A 16,372-nucleotide genomic window follows, 5' to 3' on the forward strand; every position below is an offset into this window, starting at 1 on the left:
GGGGTGGGTCCCTCGGCCACCACTTTCAAGGTTTATGCGGTGGGCCCAAGCCGTAACCCCTTGGTGGGGTCGCCGGGGCTGGCCAGACGGCCCTGCCCGGCGACACGTGATGGCCGGGCGTCGGCCAGGAACGCAAGAGTGGGCACCCGTCGAGCCGTCGGAGCGGCCCTCCGCGGCGCGGGTGCGGTGGTGATCTAGGCGTCGAACACGGGCTCCCCGTCGACGGTGACCCGCATCGGGACGGTGCCGTCGGCGCGGCGCAGCCACCCGGCCGCGTCCTGCAGGTGCGCGGACACCTGCAGCACACCGGCGGCGTCGACGGCGGCGATGACCCACACCCCGGCGACGTGGATCGCCGGGTGCGGCGCGTCGAAGCGCGCCGCGACGACGCGGGCGTCGAGGTTCGCGCCGATCGCGAGCACCGGCGTCGACTGGTGGATCTCGTGGAATCCTTGGGCGCGGCGCCGCCACCCGTCGGGGTCGTTGCCCGGCGACGCGGTGCCGCCGTGCCTGTCGGCCCACCGGCGGGCGCCGTCGGCCATCAGCTCGCACAGCCGCGCCGCTTCCCCGTAGAGGGTGGCGTGGGTCAACTCCGCCACCAACTGCGGCTGCGGCTGCGGCTGCCCCAACGGTCCGCGTAGCTGGTACACGCGCAGCCGCACGGCGTGCGAGTCGTCGTGCAGGACCAGGTGGTAGCGGTAGTCGAGGTCACCGATGTAGGTGTCGGTGGCGGCAGTCGTGCCGGTGACCTCCAACCGCGGCAGGGTGCCGGGGAAGGTGTCGGCGTGGGCGAGCCAGCTGTCCACGGTCAACGGCCGCTGATGCCGGTCGGCCCACGCGACGAAGTCGGCCACGTGCGGTATCTGGTACTCCGGGCTGCCCCAGCCGGCCCAGAAACAGCGGCTGTTCCCGTGTTCGTCGGTGATGGTGACCACAGCGCGGTTACCCATCAGGTGTTCCTCCTTCAAGGGCGACGGCACGTGCTCACAGCGGGATGCCGTGGACGGTGACCGTCGGGGTCGGATCGGTCAGGCGCAGCACAGCGGTCGGCGGCACAACCGCCCGGGCACCGTCGGCGTGGGAGATGACCCACCAGCGGTCACGCCGGGGCCAGATCGCGGCGACGGTGCGGGTGGTGCCGTCGAAGGCGAGCACGTCGTCCCCGGCGCGCAGCTCACGCACCGGGCGCAGACACACCCCGTCGGCGGGCCGCACCCTCCACGGCGCCACCACCTCGCTGCGCCGAAGGCCAGGCGCCACGGCGAGGCGGTAGTCGACGGTGACGCGTGCGGCGGCCAGGGAGGTGACGGTCGCCGGCAGCCAGGCGGCGCGGGCGTTGACGTGTACGGCCTGCCCCACCTGCAGCACGGCCGCGGGGAGGAAGGGAGACGTGAACAGATCGGTCATGCCGGGCTCCTTCACGGGGAAATGACGAACCCGGACACGGCGGCGCTGCCGAGCCCGGGTGGAGTGATCGGGTGCTCAGGCCGGGCAGCGGCCGGTGAATTGCCCGCAGGGGTGCCGGGCTGTCGCGCCGCACATGTCATGCCAGCGCGACCAGCGGTAGCGGCCGGCCAGTGCGGCGTCAGTGGGTGCCACGCGGACCGTGACTGCCGCAGCCTGATCAGCTAGCCTGCCGTCGGACGACGATCAGGTAGCTGTGGTGGGGGTACCGGTTGCAGACCCCACCCCGTGGTGCGCCACGGTGCGGGGTGGGATCAGGAGATGCCGGTGCGGTGCCGGTGGGGGCGGCGGTCGCGGTGGCGCACCGCCGGGCGCACACCGGGTGCGGGCGGTTCACCGTCGCGGGCGGGGTCGTAGTGCGCGATGCCGCCGCCGCGGCGTTTCGCCGCGTACATGGCCCGGTCGGCCCGGCCGAGGGCACGGTGCGGGTCTCCGCCGGGTGTGCGGCAGATACCGATGCTGACGGCCATCGGCCGGGTGATGCCGTCGATCGTGATGGGCGGCGCGAGGGCCCTGGTCAGGGACCGGGCCAGGGCCTGCGGGTCGCGGGGGGTGACGAGGACGAATTCGTCGCCGCCGAGGCGGGCGACGAGGTCGCCAACGTGACTGGCCTGCTCGAGTCGGGCGGCGAGGTCGGCGAGGAACCGGTCACCGCCGTCGTGGGTGTGGGTGGTGTTGATGGCATGCATGCCGTCGACGTCGATCAGAGCGACGGTCAGCTCGGTGCCGACGGCGGCGGTGAGGTGGTGTTCAGCGACGCGGCGGACCGCGAGGCCGGTGACCGGGTCCCGGTAGGCGACCGACAGGTCCCTCTCCAGGGCGGCGATGCGGTCCGCCGCGTACACGACACAGCGATGGGCGAGGGCCAGCAGGACCGCCTGGGTGATGCCGACGGTGGCGATGGTGCCCGCCACCCAGGGGCGACCGGTGGGTAGCAGGGCGAACAGTGCGGCCTGGGCCGTGATCGTGGTGGCGGCCGGGATCCGGCGCAGGGCTGTCGCCCACGTGGTGAGGCGCATGAACGGTTCTCCTTTCGACAGAGGGGGACGCGCATGCCGGTAGGCGGACCGGTTTGACCGGTCCGCCTGCTCGTTCAGGGGTGACGCGATGGTTCAGCGGGTGTGCAGCGCGACGAGTACGTCGCGGTGGTGCAGCAGGCTGATGTGGTGGTTGACCGCGGCGAGGTAGGCCATCTCGGCGACGTACCGATCGGTGGCGGCCACCAGGTGAGCGCCGTCGAGGCAGACGAGGCTGCGGCCCGGCACAGCGCGCAGCCACCCGTAGTGGGCGTAGCTGTGCGCGCCGGTCTGCAGCGCCTCCAGGTGGCGGGTGGGCAGATCCGTGAGCCGGTTCGGCAGGGCGTTGTAGGTGAGCATGCTCGCGATGCGGGGTTGGGCGAGGTAGTGCTGGCGGGCGGTGGTGATCGGGTACGTGCCCGGATGGGCGCGGTGCCGGTCGAGGAACGTCCAGTAGGGCTGCGCGGGTCGGGTGCCGCCGACGACCTGGTTCCAGAGGTGCCAGCGGCACCAGAACGCGTCGCGGGCGGCGGCGCGCATCGCCTGAAGGTCCAGATGTCGGACGGGTCCACCGGCGGCGGTGTTCTTGCGGGGCTGCAGCAGGCTGCCGCGGTGCCAGCGGGTGCGGGTGAGGAAGTGCCCGGCGATGCCGAGGGGGGTCAGCGGGGTGCCCGCGAGGCGGGTCGCGGCCGTGGTGGCCAGGCGGTGGGTGGGCGTGCCGTCAGGCAGGCACACGATGGTCAGGGACGTCTGGGGCACAGTTCCTCCTTGCACGGGCGTGGTGGGACGCGGGTACACCGGAAGCGGTTTCCCCTGATAGGGGAGGCGAGGAAGAGGGCTGGACCGCGTCGCGGTCAGCGGGTCGCGGGAAGGATCCGCGGTGGGCGCCGGGGCGGCGCGAGGTGGTGCTGAGGGTGGGCGGGACGCCTACGGGCGGCGCAGGCCGACCGGCCAGGTGGCGGGTGGGCGGTGGCGACCGCGGTCGTGGGCGGCAAGGCCCGATGGTGCTGCCTAAAGGGGTTTCAATGAATTGAGCCCTCACCGTAGCCCGGTCACCCAACAGACACCGGCCTCGCGGATCCTGCCGGCACGGGCGGTGAGGCACGCCGGTGCCACGGCACCGCCGGGCCCACCGCTGTTGGGTGGGGTGCAGGTGCCTGTTGGCCAACCCGCCACCGTCGTGGCCGTCGGGTAACCCGCCGCGGCGTCTCGGACCCGGGTGGCCCCGCTTCACCGGTGACTCCTCGTCGGCCACCATCACCGACGCCGAACTCTCGGAGCCCGCGGCTGCTCCCTGTGCCCGCGCGCCGCCACCCGCAGGGTCACGTCGTGGCGTCGACGATGAGGCGCAGCGGATGGTCCTCCGGTCGCGCCGGTCCGGGGGTGAGAGGGCCAGGTGGGCCGTGGCTGCTCGGCACATTGGCCAGGGTGAGCCGGTGACGTCCGTTACCGGCCAGCCGCCACACCGGCCCCGCCGGATCAGACCCGGATTCCGGTGAGGTGGTGGCGACGGTCAGGGTGGGCTCCGGCCGGTCGGCGAGCCTGCGGTGCAGGTTCTGCTCGCGCAGCCGGCTGGGCAGGACGAACAGCAGCGGGTACTGCGGTCCGCCCTCGGCGTGCAGCTTGCGGTGCGACGCCAACTTGTCGACCAGGCGCCCGATCGGCTCGGTGCCGCGGTCGAGCTCGAGGAAGAACCCGGTCTCCTGGTCGCCGTCGGTCCAGACGCCGTGGCCGTCGGGTTTGATGCGGTGACCGAACGCCGCGGCGGTGGTGCGCTCCGACCACCAGCGGGTCAGCGCAGCGCCCGGCCGGTGGCGGGCGTGTACGAGCAGGGCGACGAACACGTCGTTCACCGCGAGCAGGTGGCGCAGGGTGGGGCTGGAGTAGATGCGGTCCTGACGTTCCCGCACGGCCCGGGCGGTCGGGGGGCTCTCATCACGGGAGAGGGCGACGTAGCGGGAGGACAGCAGTCCGGGTAGCCAGCACACCGGGTCGGGTGCGCCGGGTCGGTTGCGGATGAACCGGTCGATGAAGCCGAGGCGCCGCAACAGGTGCAGGCGGTGCCGGCAGGTGGTGGGGTTGGCGAACAGGACGGCGGTGAGGTGCTCGGTGGTGAGGGTGCCGTGCTCGTCGAGGAGCGCGGCGATGGTGTAGTCGCGGGGTCGCAGACGATGGGACACGTCGATGAGGGTGTGCGCAGGCGTCGGACGACGGGTGGTCGGGCGCGCCGTCGTTAGCGGCGTGTCCCCCGTGGAGGGCTCCCCCTCAGGGAGGTGTCGGGTTTCGGTGTCACCGGTCATGACGGCTCCTAGCTGGGCTGTTGGGTGGGCAGGGGCGGCCTTCCCCCGGCAGCACGGCGCCCGGCGCCGGCCGGGTCGGTGGCTGCCGCGACGATCGGTTCCCGGCCGACCCCCGGTGGATGCCGGACGGTCACCACCGCGGCGGCGCGGGCCCTGAATCTCATCGGGCGGCGTCGCCTGGTGGCGCGCTGGCGGGTCCCGCAGCTTCCCCTGCGATGGGTGGCGGGTCACCCGGATTAGCGGTGTCCTGCCCGGGGAGGTTGGCCACGCCGGCGAGCCGGGCGATCGCCGGCCGTCGTGCGGGTTGCCCGGCAACGGGTGGCGCGGCGGCCTGGCGGACCGCCGTCGATTCGCCGATCAGTGGCCGTGGCGGGTTGGTGCGCAGGGTGAACGCGGCGGTTTCGCGGCTGTCGACGACGAGGCGGCATCCCGCCCGGTAGGCGTCCAGGTGCGACAGGTCGTGTTCGTCGAGTTCGGGCATGGTGTGCCGGGCCAGCTGGTGGGCGTCCTCGGGGGCGCAGGAGAAGAACACCTTGTTGCGGGCGTTCGCGGAGATGGCCAGTTGGGTGTCGCGGGGCATCTGCGTCAGGTTCTGATGGGCCAGGACAAGGCCGAAGTGGTAGCCGCGGGCCTCGGCGAGCATGTCGCCGACCGAGCCCGACAGGTTGAGGAAGTTGTGGGCTTCGTCGATGTAGGCGAAGGCGTCACGGCGGTCGGCTTCGGGGAGGCGGGCGCGGCCGGTCGCGGCCTGCCAGGCGGAGGCGAGAACGAAACTGCCCATCAGCCGGGCGGTCTCCTCACCGATCTGGCCCTTGGGCAGACGGGCCAGCAGGATGCCGCCGTCGAGGACACGGCGCATGTCGACGCTGGACTGCGGGGCGCCGAGGGTGCGGCGGACGAAGTCGCGCAGTAGGAAGGCGCGCAGCCGGGACAGGACCGGGCCGATGACCTGGGCGCGCAGCGGCGGCGGGGTCGACTCGAACCATTCCCAGTAGCCGCGTAACCCTTCCGGGTCGTCGAGGTCCTGGGTGAACGCGTGGCGGAACTTCTTGTCGTTGAGCAGCGGCGGGATCAGCGTCAGCGTGGCGTTGGCCTTGCGCAGCAGCGTCAGGCACGCCACGCGCAGCGTGTCGTCGATGCGCGGTCCCCAGTGCTTGGCGAAGATCCGCCCGAAGATGGACACGATGTTGTCGACGACCAGGTCGTGGTCGGCGCCCTGCAGCGGGTTGAGGGTGGTGCCGGGCGGCTGGTCGGGGTCGATGATGGTCAGCCGGGTGGCGTGGCTGGTGGGGATCCGGTCGAGCAGGTCGAGGACCAGGTCGCCTTTGGGGTCGATGACGACGACGCCGCGGCGGGCGTGGATGTCGTCGAGGATCATGTTGAGCAGCAGGGTGCTCTTGCCGGAGCCGGTGGAGCCGAGCACGTGCAGGTGCTGGCGGGCGTCGGTGACGCGCACGGCCACGCAGTGGCCGCCGACGTCGGCGCGGCCGAGGACCTTCGTGCCGCGTCCTCCGGTGGGGACGGCGACGGGTGCGGGCATCGGCTTGGCGCGGGCCCGGTCCAGACCGGGTACGGCGATGTCCTGCGGCAGTGCCGCGATCGTGGCCACCTCGGCGGCGCTGAGCAGGAATCCGCGGCGCAGCACCCGGGCGGCCAGGACGCGCGCCGGGTGGGACAGGGGCAGCCGGCGCAGCCGGTTGCGGCCGGTCCAGGATCCGAACGCCGACGCGACGCCGTGCGCGAGGGTGACCAGCCGGGGCGTGAGGGTGGCGGGGTCGCTGCCGCGGGGGTTGGTGTGCGCGACGCCGAAGCGCAGCGCAACCTCCCACTGGGTGCCGGTGAGCTTGTCGATGCCGGCGCGGGCGTCGCGCTCGCGCCGCGGGTCACCGCCGGGTGCGGGTGGGTGCGCTGCTGCCGGGGGTCGCCGTCCGGTGGTGAACACCTCCTGGCTGAGGTTGAGGACGGTACGCAGCCAGGTGGCGGGGTCGAGCAGGTTGCGCGGTGGGTGTCCGCTGCGCAGGCTCTGCACGCCGCGGCGCAGGGCGCGGATCTGCCGGGCGGTGGCGGGCCGGGCCAGGACCTGCACGCAGGCGGATTCGGCGGCGCGTAGGCCGGACGCGGCGGCGATCAGGGTCCGCAGCGGGTCGCTGTGGTGGTCGGTGTGCAGGGGGTACCAGGGCGCCAGGGTGGGGGCGAGTGCCCCACCGACGGCGACGGCGTCCGCGGGCAGCGGCGCGGTGGTGGCGGTGACGGTGCACGCCGCGCCGGGCCAGGCGCCGCGGATCGCGGCCTGGATCGACGCGGGGTGAACGGTGCGGGGCACCCACACGGCGATGGTGAGTTCCCGGCCGTTCCACCGGTACTCGACGGCGAGGTGCGGGCGGCCCTTACGCAGCCGGCGCCGCCACCCCGTGTGCAGGACCTCAGCGAGAGTGGCCCAGAGCGTCGCGGCGCCGTCCGGGTCGACCTGCGGCGGTGGGCTGATCGTGATCAGGTGGGCGTGGCGGGTCATCCGGGCGTGCCGGCGGCCGCCCACTACGACCCGCGCGGTGTGGCCGGCGGCGATGAGCAGCACGGCGACCAGGACGAGCCAGGGCCGGTCCCGGCACCAGTCGACGGCAGCGGCGGCGACGTCGTACAGCCACTGCGACGGGCCGGGCAACGGCGCGGCCGGCGGTGAGGTGGGCGCGACAGCGGGCGTGAGGGTGGCAGCGATTGCGGGGATGATCGCGGAGACGACACTGATGCTCACTGGTCGGACCCTTCGGTGAGAGCACGGACAAAAGGGGCCGGCACCGCCGATGCTGGCGGCCCGCGGCCCCTCGGGAGGGTGGTCGAGTCCCGGCCGGTCGGGCCTGACCCCTGTTCTCATGACGTCCAGCCCATCCCCTCGATCGAGAAGCGAGGGGCTGACTGTCGGGCGCTCGTTGGGTTCGCCGCGTCGGCTCGGGGTCGGCCGACGATGAGGCGGACTACGAGCAGGAGCTGGTGGATCAGTACCTGCTGGCGTGCGGGGGCGCGGGAATCTGCGACAGCACCGTCAGCGGTGACCGGTCGACGTTGGGCACTGAGCGTTGCCGGTACTGTGAACCACCATGATCGACCAGCGGCCGACCCCACAGCCCCTGCCTGCCGAGCGTGTGCTGGAACTTGCCGCGCCGATGCTTGCCGAGGTCGGTGGCGAGTGGCTGCTGACCGAGGGGCCAATGCTGCGGTCGGGATCGTTGGGTGTCCGGGTTCTTCCGTCGGACAGCGACGATTACCGCCACCTGGACCTGGAGATCCTGCTGAATGTCGACCGGCCGGACGCGCCAACGGTCGTCGACTGCACGCTTGGCCTCGCGGCTGATCCGGTCGAGGCGGCCCGTCAGGCGATCCAGGCGTGGATTGAGACCTGCCTGGTGACGGTCCTGGAGATGATCGAGCAGCAAGGGCGACTGGCGAACCACTTCAGGTCCGGCGACCAGGGCGGGTTCGCCGGCTGGCATGCGATAGTCGGCAGTGTGACCGGGTGGTCCGTTGACGGATCGCAGGTTAAGCAGGAGTGGTTCGCCGAGGCGATGCCGTGGTCGACCCTGGCGCCGGTGATCGCGGCCGGGCTCGACCGCCCGTATCTCAATGGCATTCGCATGCTCCTCGGCCAGGGTGGTGACTCCACCGAGTGCGAGGTCCGGATCAACGGCCAGCGGCACGAACCGTCCGCCGCGGCACTCGCCGCCCTGGACTGGCCGCGTACCGACCATTTCGGCCTGGCACGCACCTTCGTCCTCCTGGTTGGCCGCGACTAGTGCCTTGACCGCAACGGTGGTCGGGGTTGGTCAGGCCGCCCTCGTGGTGCAGCTGATGCTCACGTGTCGGACCCCTCAGTGAGAGCACCGACAAGAGGGGCCGGGCGCCGCCGTTGCCGACGGCCCGCGGCCCCCGGATATGTGGCCGGTCCCGGCCGGTCGGGTGTCACTCGTCGTCGGGCACCTCCAGGTCCCCGATGCACAGCCGGTGCTCCTGCGGGGAGGCCACCGCCTGGAAACCCACCCGGTGGGTGCCCGAGATCAGCAGGCCTTCGCCGCGGCCGGCGCAGAGCAGGACCCGGGCTTCGCCCGCGGTCAGGCCGAACACGTCGGCGATGACGTCGATCGCCTGCGGTGCCTGCCGCAGCAGCACCTGGGTGGCGGCGTTCGCGATGACCACCTGCCCGAGCGCGGAGCCGAGCAGGTCCCCGACGTCCTGGGTGATGACCGCGAGGCCGGCGCGTCGTTTGCGGGCGGACTTCGCGAGCCGGGCCAGGAACCGGGCGCCCTCACCATCGCGCAGCAGGGTCCAGGCTTCGTCGACGACGACGAGCCGCCGGGGTGTCTGCGCAGTGCGGATGGCCGGGGTGTCGACCTCACGCCAGATCGCGTCCAGCGCCAGGAGCATGCCGGGGGCGCGCAGCTCGTCGGCGAGGTGCCGGGTGGACCAGCACACCAGCTGTCCGCTCGGGACGGTGGTGGTGGGGCCGTCGAAGAGGTCCCGGAACGATCCGGTGGTCCACGGTGTCAGCCGGGCGGCGAGGGTGTCGGCGGCGTCGGTGCGCTGGTCGGTGAGCGCGGCAGTAACGTCGCGTAGCAGCGGGGCCTGCCGGCGCCAGGTGTCGGGGTCATTCGAGATGCCGGCCTGGTCGTAGGCGTCGTTGATCGCCTTGTCCAACGCGGCCCGCTCCGACGGCGGCGGCTGGTGTCCGAGCAGGACCGCGATGAGGGTGTGCAGGAACAACGCCCGGTGGGTGCGCGCCTGCGGGCGGCGGTCGCCGGGTGGGATGTCGAGGGGGTTGAGCCGGACCCCGCCGACGCCGAGGGCGATCGTGGCGCCGCCGACGGCGTCGGCGAGGCGGATGTACTCGTTGTCGGGGTCGATCACCGCGACGTGCACACCCTCGGCGAGGGAGCGCAGCACTTCAAGTTTGACGAAGTAGCTTTTGCCGGCCCCGGATCGGGCGAGCACGACGCTGTTGGCGTTGTGCTGCGCCCACCGGTCCCACCAGACGATGCCGTTGCTGGCGGGGTTGAGGCCGTAGAGCATCCCGCCGGTGTCGCCGGGCTGGCCGGGCAGCGGCGCGGGCAGGTCCGCTGAGGCGAGGGGGAACGCCGAGGCGATCGCGTCGGTGTCCATCACCCGGCGCATGCCCAGCCCGTCGGTTGCTAGGGGCAGGGTGGTGGTCCAGCCCTGCAGGTGCCGCCAGGTCGCCGGCTGGGTGTCGAGCAGCAGGGAGGCGGCGGTGGCCCGCACGTGCGCGACGGCGTCGTCGAGGTCGTCGAGGGTGGTGGCGTGCACGCACAGGTACAGGCCGACGCGGAACAGTTTGCTGTGCCCGCGGGCGATCCGGTCGGCCAGCTCGGCGGCGTCGTCGGCGGCGGCGTCGGCGGCCGGGTCGGTGAGGCGGCCCTTGTCGGCGTCGGCGCGCCGGGTGGATTCCAGCCGGGCCCGTTGCTTGCGCAGCTGGGCGGCGGCGGTGTGGGGTGTGAGGGGGTCGATGTAGACGACGACGTCGAGGCGGCCGGGCCAGGCCAGCAGCGGATCCAACCAGGCCGGTCCGACCTCGGCGGGGTACCCGGTGACGATCAGCGTGGCCGCGTAACCGTCGCCGACGCGCAGGTAGCGGGGCGTGTTCTCGATCCCGGCCGGGCCCAGAACGGCCGCGAGCCCGGCCGCATCGGCCGGGCTCGCGTCAGCTCTGGTGGGCTTAGGCCCTGGCAGTGGGGGCATGTTCGTCTCCTGCTCCGGTGATGGCCGCGTCCGGTAGGGCACGCGCCCAGGTGACGTCGGCCGGGGTGTAGGGGTCGGTGGCGCAGGTCAGCACCGCGGCGGCGTGACCGCCGTCCAGGACGGTGGTCTGCGCCCCGAGCGCGGACAGCGCCGACGCGGTATGCGCCGCGTGGCGCAGGACTTCGGTGTCGCGGGCCTTCTCGCCGGTCGCGGTGACCGCGACGGTGACGGTGCGCCACAGCGGGTCCCGGTGTGCCGCGAGGTCGTCGAGGAAGCTGGCGTAGTCGCGGGCCGCGCTGGCCAGCGCCGGATGGGCGATCGTCTCGCTGTTGTCGGCGATGCGGTGGGCGTGGCGGGACAGATCGACGCGCTGCGCGGAGATCACGATCTGCACCGGTGCCGACAGCGAGTTGAGCCACCGTCCGTAGTTGCTGATCAGGGCGGCCTGTTCGTCGCCGGTGCGCAGCCCGATGTTCACGGTGCTGCAGGCGACCAGCGCCACCGCGTGCGTGCCGACGTCGATGACGCCCGTGGCGCTGATGGCCGTCGCGGGCAGCCGTAGCACCGGCGCCGCGGTGGTGGGTGGTCCGGTGCCCGGTGCCCAGGCCGGCACTGCGCTCGGGTGGCCGGCCGCGGCCGGGGCCAGCCGCCGGGGATTACGGGTGTGCCGCAGCGCCGCCATCAGCCAGGCGTCCATGGACAGGCCGTCGCGGCGTCCCAGGGCCAGCACGATCGCCGCACCGGCGAGCGGGGTGAGGACCGCGATCAGGACCGGCTGCGGCAGCAGTGTCCCCACCGACCGGACGGTGCCGTAGCCGGCCGCTGCGGCCACCGCCAGGATGGCCAACTGCCGCGCGGTCAACCCGTAGACGATCTTGTCGGGGGTGTCGACGTCGGCGGGAATGCGGGCCTGCGGGGGCGCGTCCTCACTCGGGCGCATCGTCGTCCCCCTGATGTCCGGTGCCAGTGGCGCGGGCTTTCATCGCCTGGGTGTAGAGGTCCACACCGTCGGCGATCTCCGCGGCGGTGTACCGGTGGATCGGCCGGCCCGTGGGCCAGGCGACGGCGACGATGGCGGACGGGTCGGGGGATGGGCCGGTGACCTGGACGTCCTGGCGCGAGACAGGGTCAGTGGTGGTCATCAGGGTGCCTTTCGCAAGGGGGAGCCGGCGCGGGCCTTCAGGGAGCGGGTGTAGAGATCAACACCGGTGGCGATCTCCTCGCGGCGGTACGGACGCACGGACCGGACCGTCGGGTAGGCGGTGCCGGCGCGGCCGGGACCGCCGCCGGACGCCGGCGCAGGCGGTCGGGGTGCGGATCCGCCGATGAGCAGTGCCGGGGACGACGGGGCGGGGCGGGGGCGCGCTCCCCCTCCCCCGCCGGTGTTCACCGGCCACGGCCGGGCGGCCGCACCGCCGCCGGTCATGCCGGGGCCGCCGCCTTTCCCGCCGACGGCCCGGGCGGCCCCGCCTCGGGAGCCGACCGCCCGGGACAGGCCCCGGGTCAGGTGCTGCACGAACACGACCCGCAGGATCGTGCCCATCGGGTTCGGCCGGCTCTGTGTGACGTAGCGGCTCATCAGCGCGGGAATCTTGACCACACCTAAGAGCAGGCAGACGACGATGAGCAGGTTCATCACCGCACCGGGATCACCGGGCAACCCGAGGACCGGAAGGTTCGCGTCCGGGGCCAGGAAGATCCTCAACGTGGTGTGCAGGGCAACGGCCTGCACGGTGACCGTCCCCAGACAGCCGAGCAGGGTCCGCCACCACAGCTTCGCCGCGCCCTCGGTCTGCGCGGTGCCGTGCAGGGCCAAGGCGATCGGGGCCACCCCCACGGTGATGACCAGCAACCCCAACCGGATGATCCACTGCACGACGAGCGTGCCGAGCAGCACGGTGATGAGCAGTCCGATCAGGAGGAGGAGGAACCCGACCGGGCTGGTTCCCGTCTGCCCGGACAGCGCGGCGGCCGTGGTGACGCGCAGCTGCTGCAGCGAACCGGGCGCGGTGATGTCCTGCCCGGTCAGGGCAGCGGTGAGGGCGTTGACCAGCTCGATCGCGGTGGAGCAGATCGGGATGGCGAAGTTCGCCGCGATCAGACCGATGACCAATCGGGGAATGAGGTCCCCCGGTCCCACCCGGGACTGGATGGTGTCGCGACTCATCACGAGGACCGCCACCCACAGGAACGCCAGCACGTAGCAGGTGTTCACGATGGCCAGCGACGTGTCGGCGAACGCGGTGACCTGCGGCAGCCGCGTGACGTCGGGGCTGACGAACACCGTGGCGGCCAGCAGGTCCCACAGCACGTTCAGCGCGCCGAGGATCATCTCGGCGAACCATCCGATGACGGGGTTGATGAATTGGCCGACGAGCCAGTCGTCCACCTCAGCCCCCGACCCAGCCCTGCACGACGGCGAGCAGGATGGGCGCGAGCACGGCCAGGGCGTACCCGATCAGCGCGCTCTTGAGGGCGGACTTGGCCTTGTCCAGCTCGGTCGTGTCGCCGCCTGCCGCGAGGTAACGCAGGCCGCCGATGGTCAAAAACAGGGTGGCAACGCCGATGAGGATCCCGACGATCCAGGTGGTGATGTTGCTGATGACCACGGGCAGCGAATTGGCGACCAGGATGTGCGGCGCGGCCGCGTACGCCGGGGCCGGACCGGTCACGGTCGTCAGGAACGCGACCGTGACCACGGTGCAGCGGTACAGGATGGGCCGGAGCATGGTGGACACCTCCCGCCCCGCATCTGCGGGGCTCGGTTGGGGTTGAGGTGCGCCACCGGGGATCGGGGTGGGCCGTGGGAGCGTCGCTCCTTCCAGCCAAGAGGTGATCGGGTGCGAACACGGCCACTCAGGCCGGCCGCGCCCCGATCCCCGGGGCGCCGACACCGGCCGCCTCCCGGTCCGATGTCTTACCCACCAAGGCCCGCTGTTGGGTGGCCAACACGACGTCCGGCGCGTCGCGGCGACCCAACAGCGACCCAACAGCCTGGTGCTGTTGGGTCGCACCCACGGCAGCGACTCGGTGCGGGACGGAGGCCGCACGCTGCCGGGTCGTAGCGACCTGACGGTGAGTCGCCGGGTCCGCGGGAGAGACGCGCTGGTGGGCGGCGGTCATGCGGTCGTGGATGCAGCGACCCGGGGGTGAGTCGCGGCGGCCCGGGGGTGCGTCACGACAGCGCTGCGGCGCCGGCGCGGCCGCAACGACACGAACGCCAGGTCACCCGCACGAACCGCCTCCAGAAGCCGGCGTTCGGCCTTCAACCGCCACGACGAGGCCAGGCTGGCGGTGATACCGAGGCGCGCCGCGGCCTGCGCGAGCGTGGCGTCCTCCAGGCGGGTCACGGCGATCAGGTTCGCCTCGTCAGCATCGATGACCCCCGCCGCGACGGCCCTGGCCAACACCAGATCCGGATGATCCCACGGCTGGACCGGCGCGATCGGCCCGGTCACACCGGTGCGGATGAGCTGCGCATCGGAGTCCGCGTCGCGGGCCCTACGGGCGGCGCGCAGACCAGCGTCAAGGAGCCGACCGAGCACCCGCGGCGGGTGCAGGTCGATGGTCGTGAGTCGTTCGATGAACCCGACCAACAGCTCCGCGTCCAGGTCACGGGTGTCCCCCCGCCACCCCGACGCGAGGAGCCCGGCGAGGTGCCGCAGGCCCGGCAGGGCAATACCGACCGCGGCCACGACCCAGGCCGGGCCGTCGCGGCGGGCGCGGATGACCAGCTCACGCCACACCGCGTCGCGGACCTCGGCACTCGTTCGCGGCTCCAGCAGCACCGCGCGCAGCCGTTCCAGCGCCAGGATCCCGTCCGGCAGGCCATCGAACCCGCGCGTATCGAACCCGAGGGGGGTGGGCGGCTGGACCAGCAGGGTGAACGCACGGCCGGCCGCGGACAGCGGCGACGACGGCCAGGACCGAGTAGACATGGCATCCCTCGCGAAGCGCTCGGGCGCCGCACCGTGACGGCGGCGCGAGACCCCTATCCGCGCACAGGTACCGAACAGTCCACGCAACACCCGGGCGGGGGCGGGAGCCTGTTGCGCCTGCTCACAGGGCATCTCCACCCAACACCCACCAACAGGGCGAGGCCGGCGTTGGTAGGGTGCGGCAGCCCACCGGCCCAGCTCACCGTCCTGTTGTCCGCTGTTGCCAGGAAAGATCCGCGAGCCGCGGACGACCCCTCCGGGCCTCGGGAGGCGCCCATGGGGCTGATCCGGAGCATCCCCGGCGTCAGCCCACCAGGTCCGGACGCTGTTGGGTGCCGTTGGGTCACCGACCCCGTCACCGGATGCTCTGAGCCGGCCTGACGGGGCCATTCGTAGACGCGAACACGACCAGTCAGCGCGGGAGCCACCCGCCCATGACTGCTTCCCCTGACGCCGCCCCGAACGGCGCGACCCACCCGAACCCGGTGCACGGCGAGGCACGACAGCACACCGACGAGGCGATCCTCGTCGGTGGTGATGTCCCGATCACCGTCTGGCGCCTCGACGACCGCGACGACACCACACCCGCCGCCCTCCCGCGCAACCGGCTTGCATCGCGCCTGGCACAGCGACTCATCCTCGTGTACACCCACCGTGGCGACACGATCGTCGACCTCGACAGCGACCCGCACCTGGAGCACGCCAGCTCCACCACGTCCCGCACCTACCTGTCCATCACCAACCCCACCGCGGTCGCCGACCTCGACGCGCCCACCGACCCGATCAGCCTCGTCGCCCTGCGATGGCCACCACGGCACCACGCTCGGACACCGGCCAGCATCACCGACCTGTTCGCCGCCTGCCGACTCCACATGACCACCGACACCCGCGCCATCGCCGCCGTCAGCTCCGCCGCACCCGGCCAGCCCGGCACCACGCACGCCGAACACCTGAGCGAACTCCTGCCCGCCGCCCGCGCCGCCGGCCTCACCCCCACCCTCCACATCGTCGCGGTCACCGGACCCGGCGACCACGACGAGTTCCTCTACTACGCGACGCGGGCCGAAGCCGAGGCGGCACGCCGGTACCGGCAGACCGGCGACAACGAAGCGAGCGCCGACGTCGACCTCCTGGTCTTCACCAGACAGGAGCAGTCATGGCTGACCACGACGTGAGGCAGCCCGAAGGTGGCGCTACCCCACGCGAAACCCCCTCGCCGTGACCACAGCGCGTCAGTCGTCGGTGGTCACGGTGAAGGGCGCGTAACCGTCCCCCACCTCCGTCACCTCAACCTCGCTGAAGACAACAGTGATGGCGTGAGCGTTCATGTCGAACCGGACCTCGTGACAGCGAATGCCGATCTTGTCCGCCCACGACCGCGCACGCTCGGAGTCCGCCACCACCTTCGCACCCAGGTAGAGCGGCTGCCAGAGCACTGCCCACGCGAAGCCGTCCAAGTCCGGACCGACCTCCCGGTCCGTCAGCCGCTCGTCGAGCGAAACGACGCCAGGTTTCGGGACTCACTGCCGTCTGCACCTCGGCTACGACGCAGTGCGTGAAGAGGGCTCGGCCAGTTCGGCTGGGACCTCGTCAACGTCTCGGAATTCGCCTCCAACAGGATCGTCTACGCCTTCCTGCGCAGACGGTGACGATGGCTCTCGGGCCCTACCGGACCTGACGCGACTGAGCAGGTGACCGCCGTCGGACCATAGCCTCGACCGGCTTCGGCAGCAGACCAGACTCGGAGAATCCCGCTTCACCGCACTCGGCCAACGAGCCTCCCGTCCGACTAAGGTCCATGCCCATCCCTGCGGACGGGCTTTGATCCGCTCGGCAGGTGGGAGACGCCGAACGGGTTCGTCACCATTGGAGTAGACCTCCAGACAGCACAGATAGCCCTCGCCATCGAGGA

The 16,372-nt window shown here is 72.4% G+C and carries 15 protein-coding genes; 2 read left to right on the plus strand and 13 right to left on the minus strand.

The window, feature by feature from the left end; translation table 11 throughout:
• Positions 1–194: 194 nt before the first annotated feature.
• The 6 genes from ABZ794_RS18325 to ABZ794_RS18350 all read right to left on the minus strand — a co-directional run bounded on the left by ABZ794_RS18325 (position 195) and on the right by ABZ794_RS18350 (position 7,532).
• Positions 195–950, minus strand: a complete 756-nt coding sequence (locus tag ABZ794_RS18325) for a hypothetical protein (RefSeq protein WP_357516507.1) — start codon at positions 948–950, stop codon at positions 195–197.
• A gap of 34 nt (positions 951–984) precedes the next feature.
• Positions 985–1,407, minus strand: coding sequence for a hypothetical protein (locus ABZ794_RS18330; protein WP_357516509.1), 423 nt, complete (start codon positions 1,405–1,407; stop codon positions 985–987).
• A 311-nt stretch (positions 1,408–1,718) separates the two neighbouring features.
• Positions 1,719–2,483: a GGDEF domain-containing protein gene (locus ABZ794_RS18335; protein WP_357516511.1), complete on the minus strand. Its 765-nt coding sequence runs from the start codon at positions 2,481–2,483 to the stop codon at positions 1,719–1,721.
• Between the two features lie 93 nt (positions 2,484–2,576).
• Positions 2,577–3,239 (minus strand): hypothetical protein, encoded by a 663-nt coding sequence (locus ABZ794_RS18340; protein WP_357516513.1) that lies wholly within the window; start codon positions 3,237–3,239, stop codon positions 2,577–2,579.
• A 563-nt stretch (positions 3,240–3,802) separates the two neighbouring features.
• The gene (locus ABZ794_RS18345) at positions 3,803–4,660 is read right to left on the minus strand and encodes a replication-relaxation family protein (protein ID WP_357516515.1); all 858 of its coding nucleotides are present in this window, start codon (positions 4,658–4,660) and stop codon (positions 3,803–3,805) included.
• A gap of 280 nt (positions 4,661–4,940) precedes the next feature.
• Positions 4,941–7,532 (minus strand): DUF87 domain-containing protein, encoded by a 2,592-nt coding sequence (locus ABZ794_RS18350; protein WP_357516517.1) that lies wholly within the window; start codon positions 7,530–7,532, stop codon positions 4,941–4,943.
• 343 nt (positions 7,533–7,875) lie between these two features.
• On the opposite strand from ABZ794_RS18350, the gene ABZ794_RS18355 reads away from it, so the two are divergent.
• Complete coding sequence (locus ABZ794_RS18355) at positions 7,876–8,568, plus strand: DUF6348 family protein (RefSeq protein WP_357516519.1); 693 nt, start codon at positions 7,876–7,878, stop codon at positions 8,566–8,568.
• Between the two features lie 166 nt (positions 8,569–8,734).
• Here ABZ794_RS18355 and ABZ794_RS18360 read toward each other — a convergent pair whose 3' ends face one another.
• The 6 genes from ABZ794_RS18360 to ABZ794_RS18385 all read right to left on the minus strand — a co-directional run bounded on the left by ABZ794_RS18360 (position 8,735) and on the right by ABZ794_RS18385 (position 14,460).
• Positions 8,735–10,522 (minus strand): DUF87 domain-containing protein, encoded by a 1,788-nt coding sequence (locus tag ABZ794_RS18360; protein WP_357516521.1) that lies wholly within the window; start codon positions 10,520–10,522, stop codon positions 8,735–8,737.
• Positions 10,500–11,462, minus strand: a complete 963-nt coding sequence (locus ABZ794_RS18365) for a PrgI family protein (RefSeq protein WP_357516523.1) — start codon at positions 11,460–11,462, stop codon at positions 10,500–10,502. Before ABZ794_RS18365 ends, ABZ794_RS18360 begins: the two co-directional genes overlap by 23 nt.
• Positions 11,449–11,664, minus strand: a complete 216-nt coding sequence (locus ABZ794_RS18370; RefSeq protein WP_357516525.1) for a hypothetical protein — start codon at positions 11,662–11,664, stop codon at positions 11,449–11,451. The genes ABZ794_RS18365 and ABZ794_RS18370 overlap by 14 nt, the downstream gene beginning before the upstream one ends.
• Positions 11,664–12,911, minus strand: coding sequence for a conjugal transfer protein TrbL family protein (locus ABZ794_RS18375; RefSeq protein WP_357516527.1), 1,248 nt, complete (start codon positions 12,909–12,911; stop codon positions 11,664–11,666). Before ABZ794_RS18375 ends, ABZ794_RS18370 begins: the two co-directional genes overlap by 1 nt.
• Position 12,912: 1 nt before the next feature.
• Positions 12,913–13,251: a pilin gene (locus tag ABZ794_RS18380; RefSeq protein WP_357516529.1), complete on the minus strand. Its 339-nt coding sequence runs from the start codon at positions 13,249–13,251 to the stop codon at positions 12,913–12,915.
• 390 nt (positions 13,252–13,641) lie between these two features.
• Positions 13,642–14,460, minus strand: coding sequence for a hypothetical protein (locus ABZ794_RS18385; protein WP_357516531.1), 819 nt, complete (start codon positions 14,458–14,460; stop codon positions 13,642–13,644).
• A gap of 434 nt (positions 14,461–14,894) precedes the next feature.
• On the opposite strand from ABZ794_RS18385, the gene ABZ794_RS18390 reads away from it, so the two are divergent.
• The gene (locus tag ABZ794_RS18390; protein WP_357516533.1) at positions 14,895–15,635 is read left to right on the plus strand and encodes a hypothetical protein; all 741 of its coding nucleotides are present in this window, start codon (positions 14,895–14,897) and stop codon (positions 15,633–15,635) included.
• 57 nt (positions 15,636–15,692) lie between these two features.
• Here ABZ794_RS18390 and ABZ794_RS18395 read toward each other — a convergent pair whose 3' ends face one another.
• A complete protein-coding gene (locus ABZ794_RS18395) occupies positions 15,693–15,917 on the minus strand; it encodes a hypothetical protein (protein WP_357516535.1) in 225 nt (74 codons plus the stop codon).
• Positions 15,918–16,372: the final 455 nt, after the last annotated feature.

The organism is Micromonospora sp. NPDC047187, from assembly GCF_040643355.1.
In the GTDB taxonomy this organism is placed as follows: Bacteria; Actinomycetota; Actinomycetes; order Mycobacteriales; family Micromonosporaceae; genus Micromonospora; species Micromonospora salmantinae.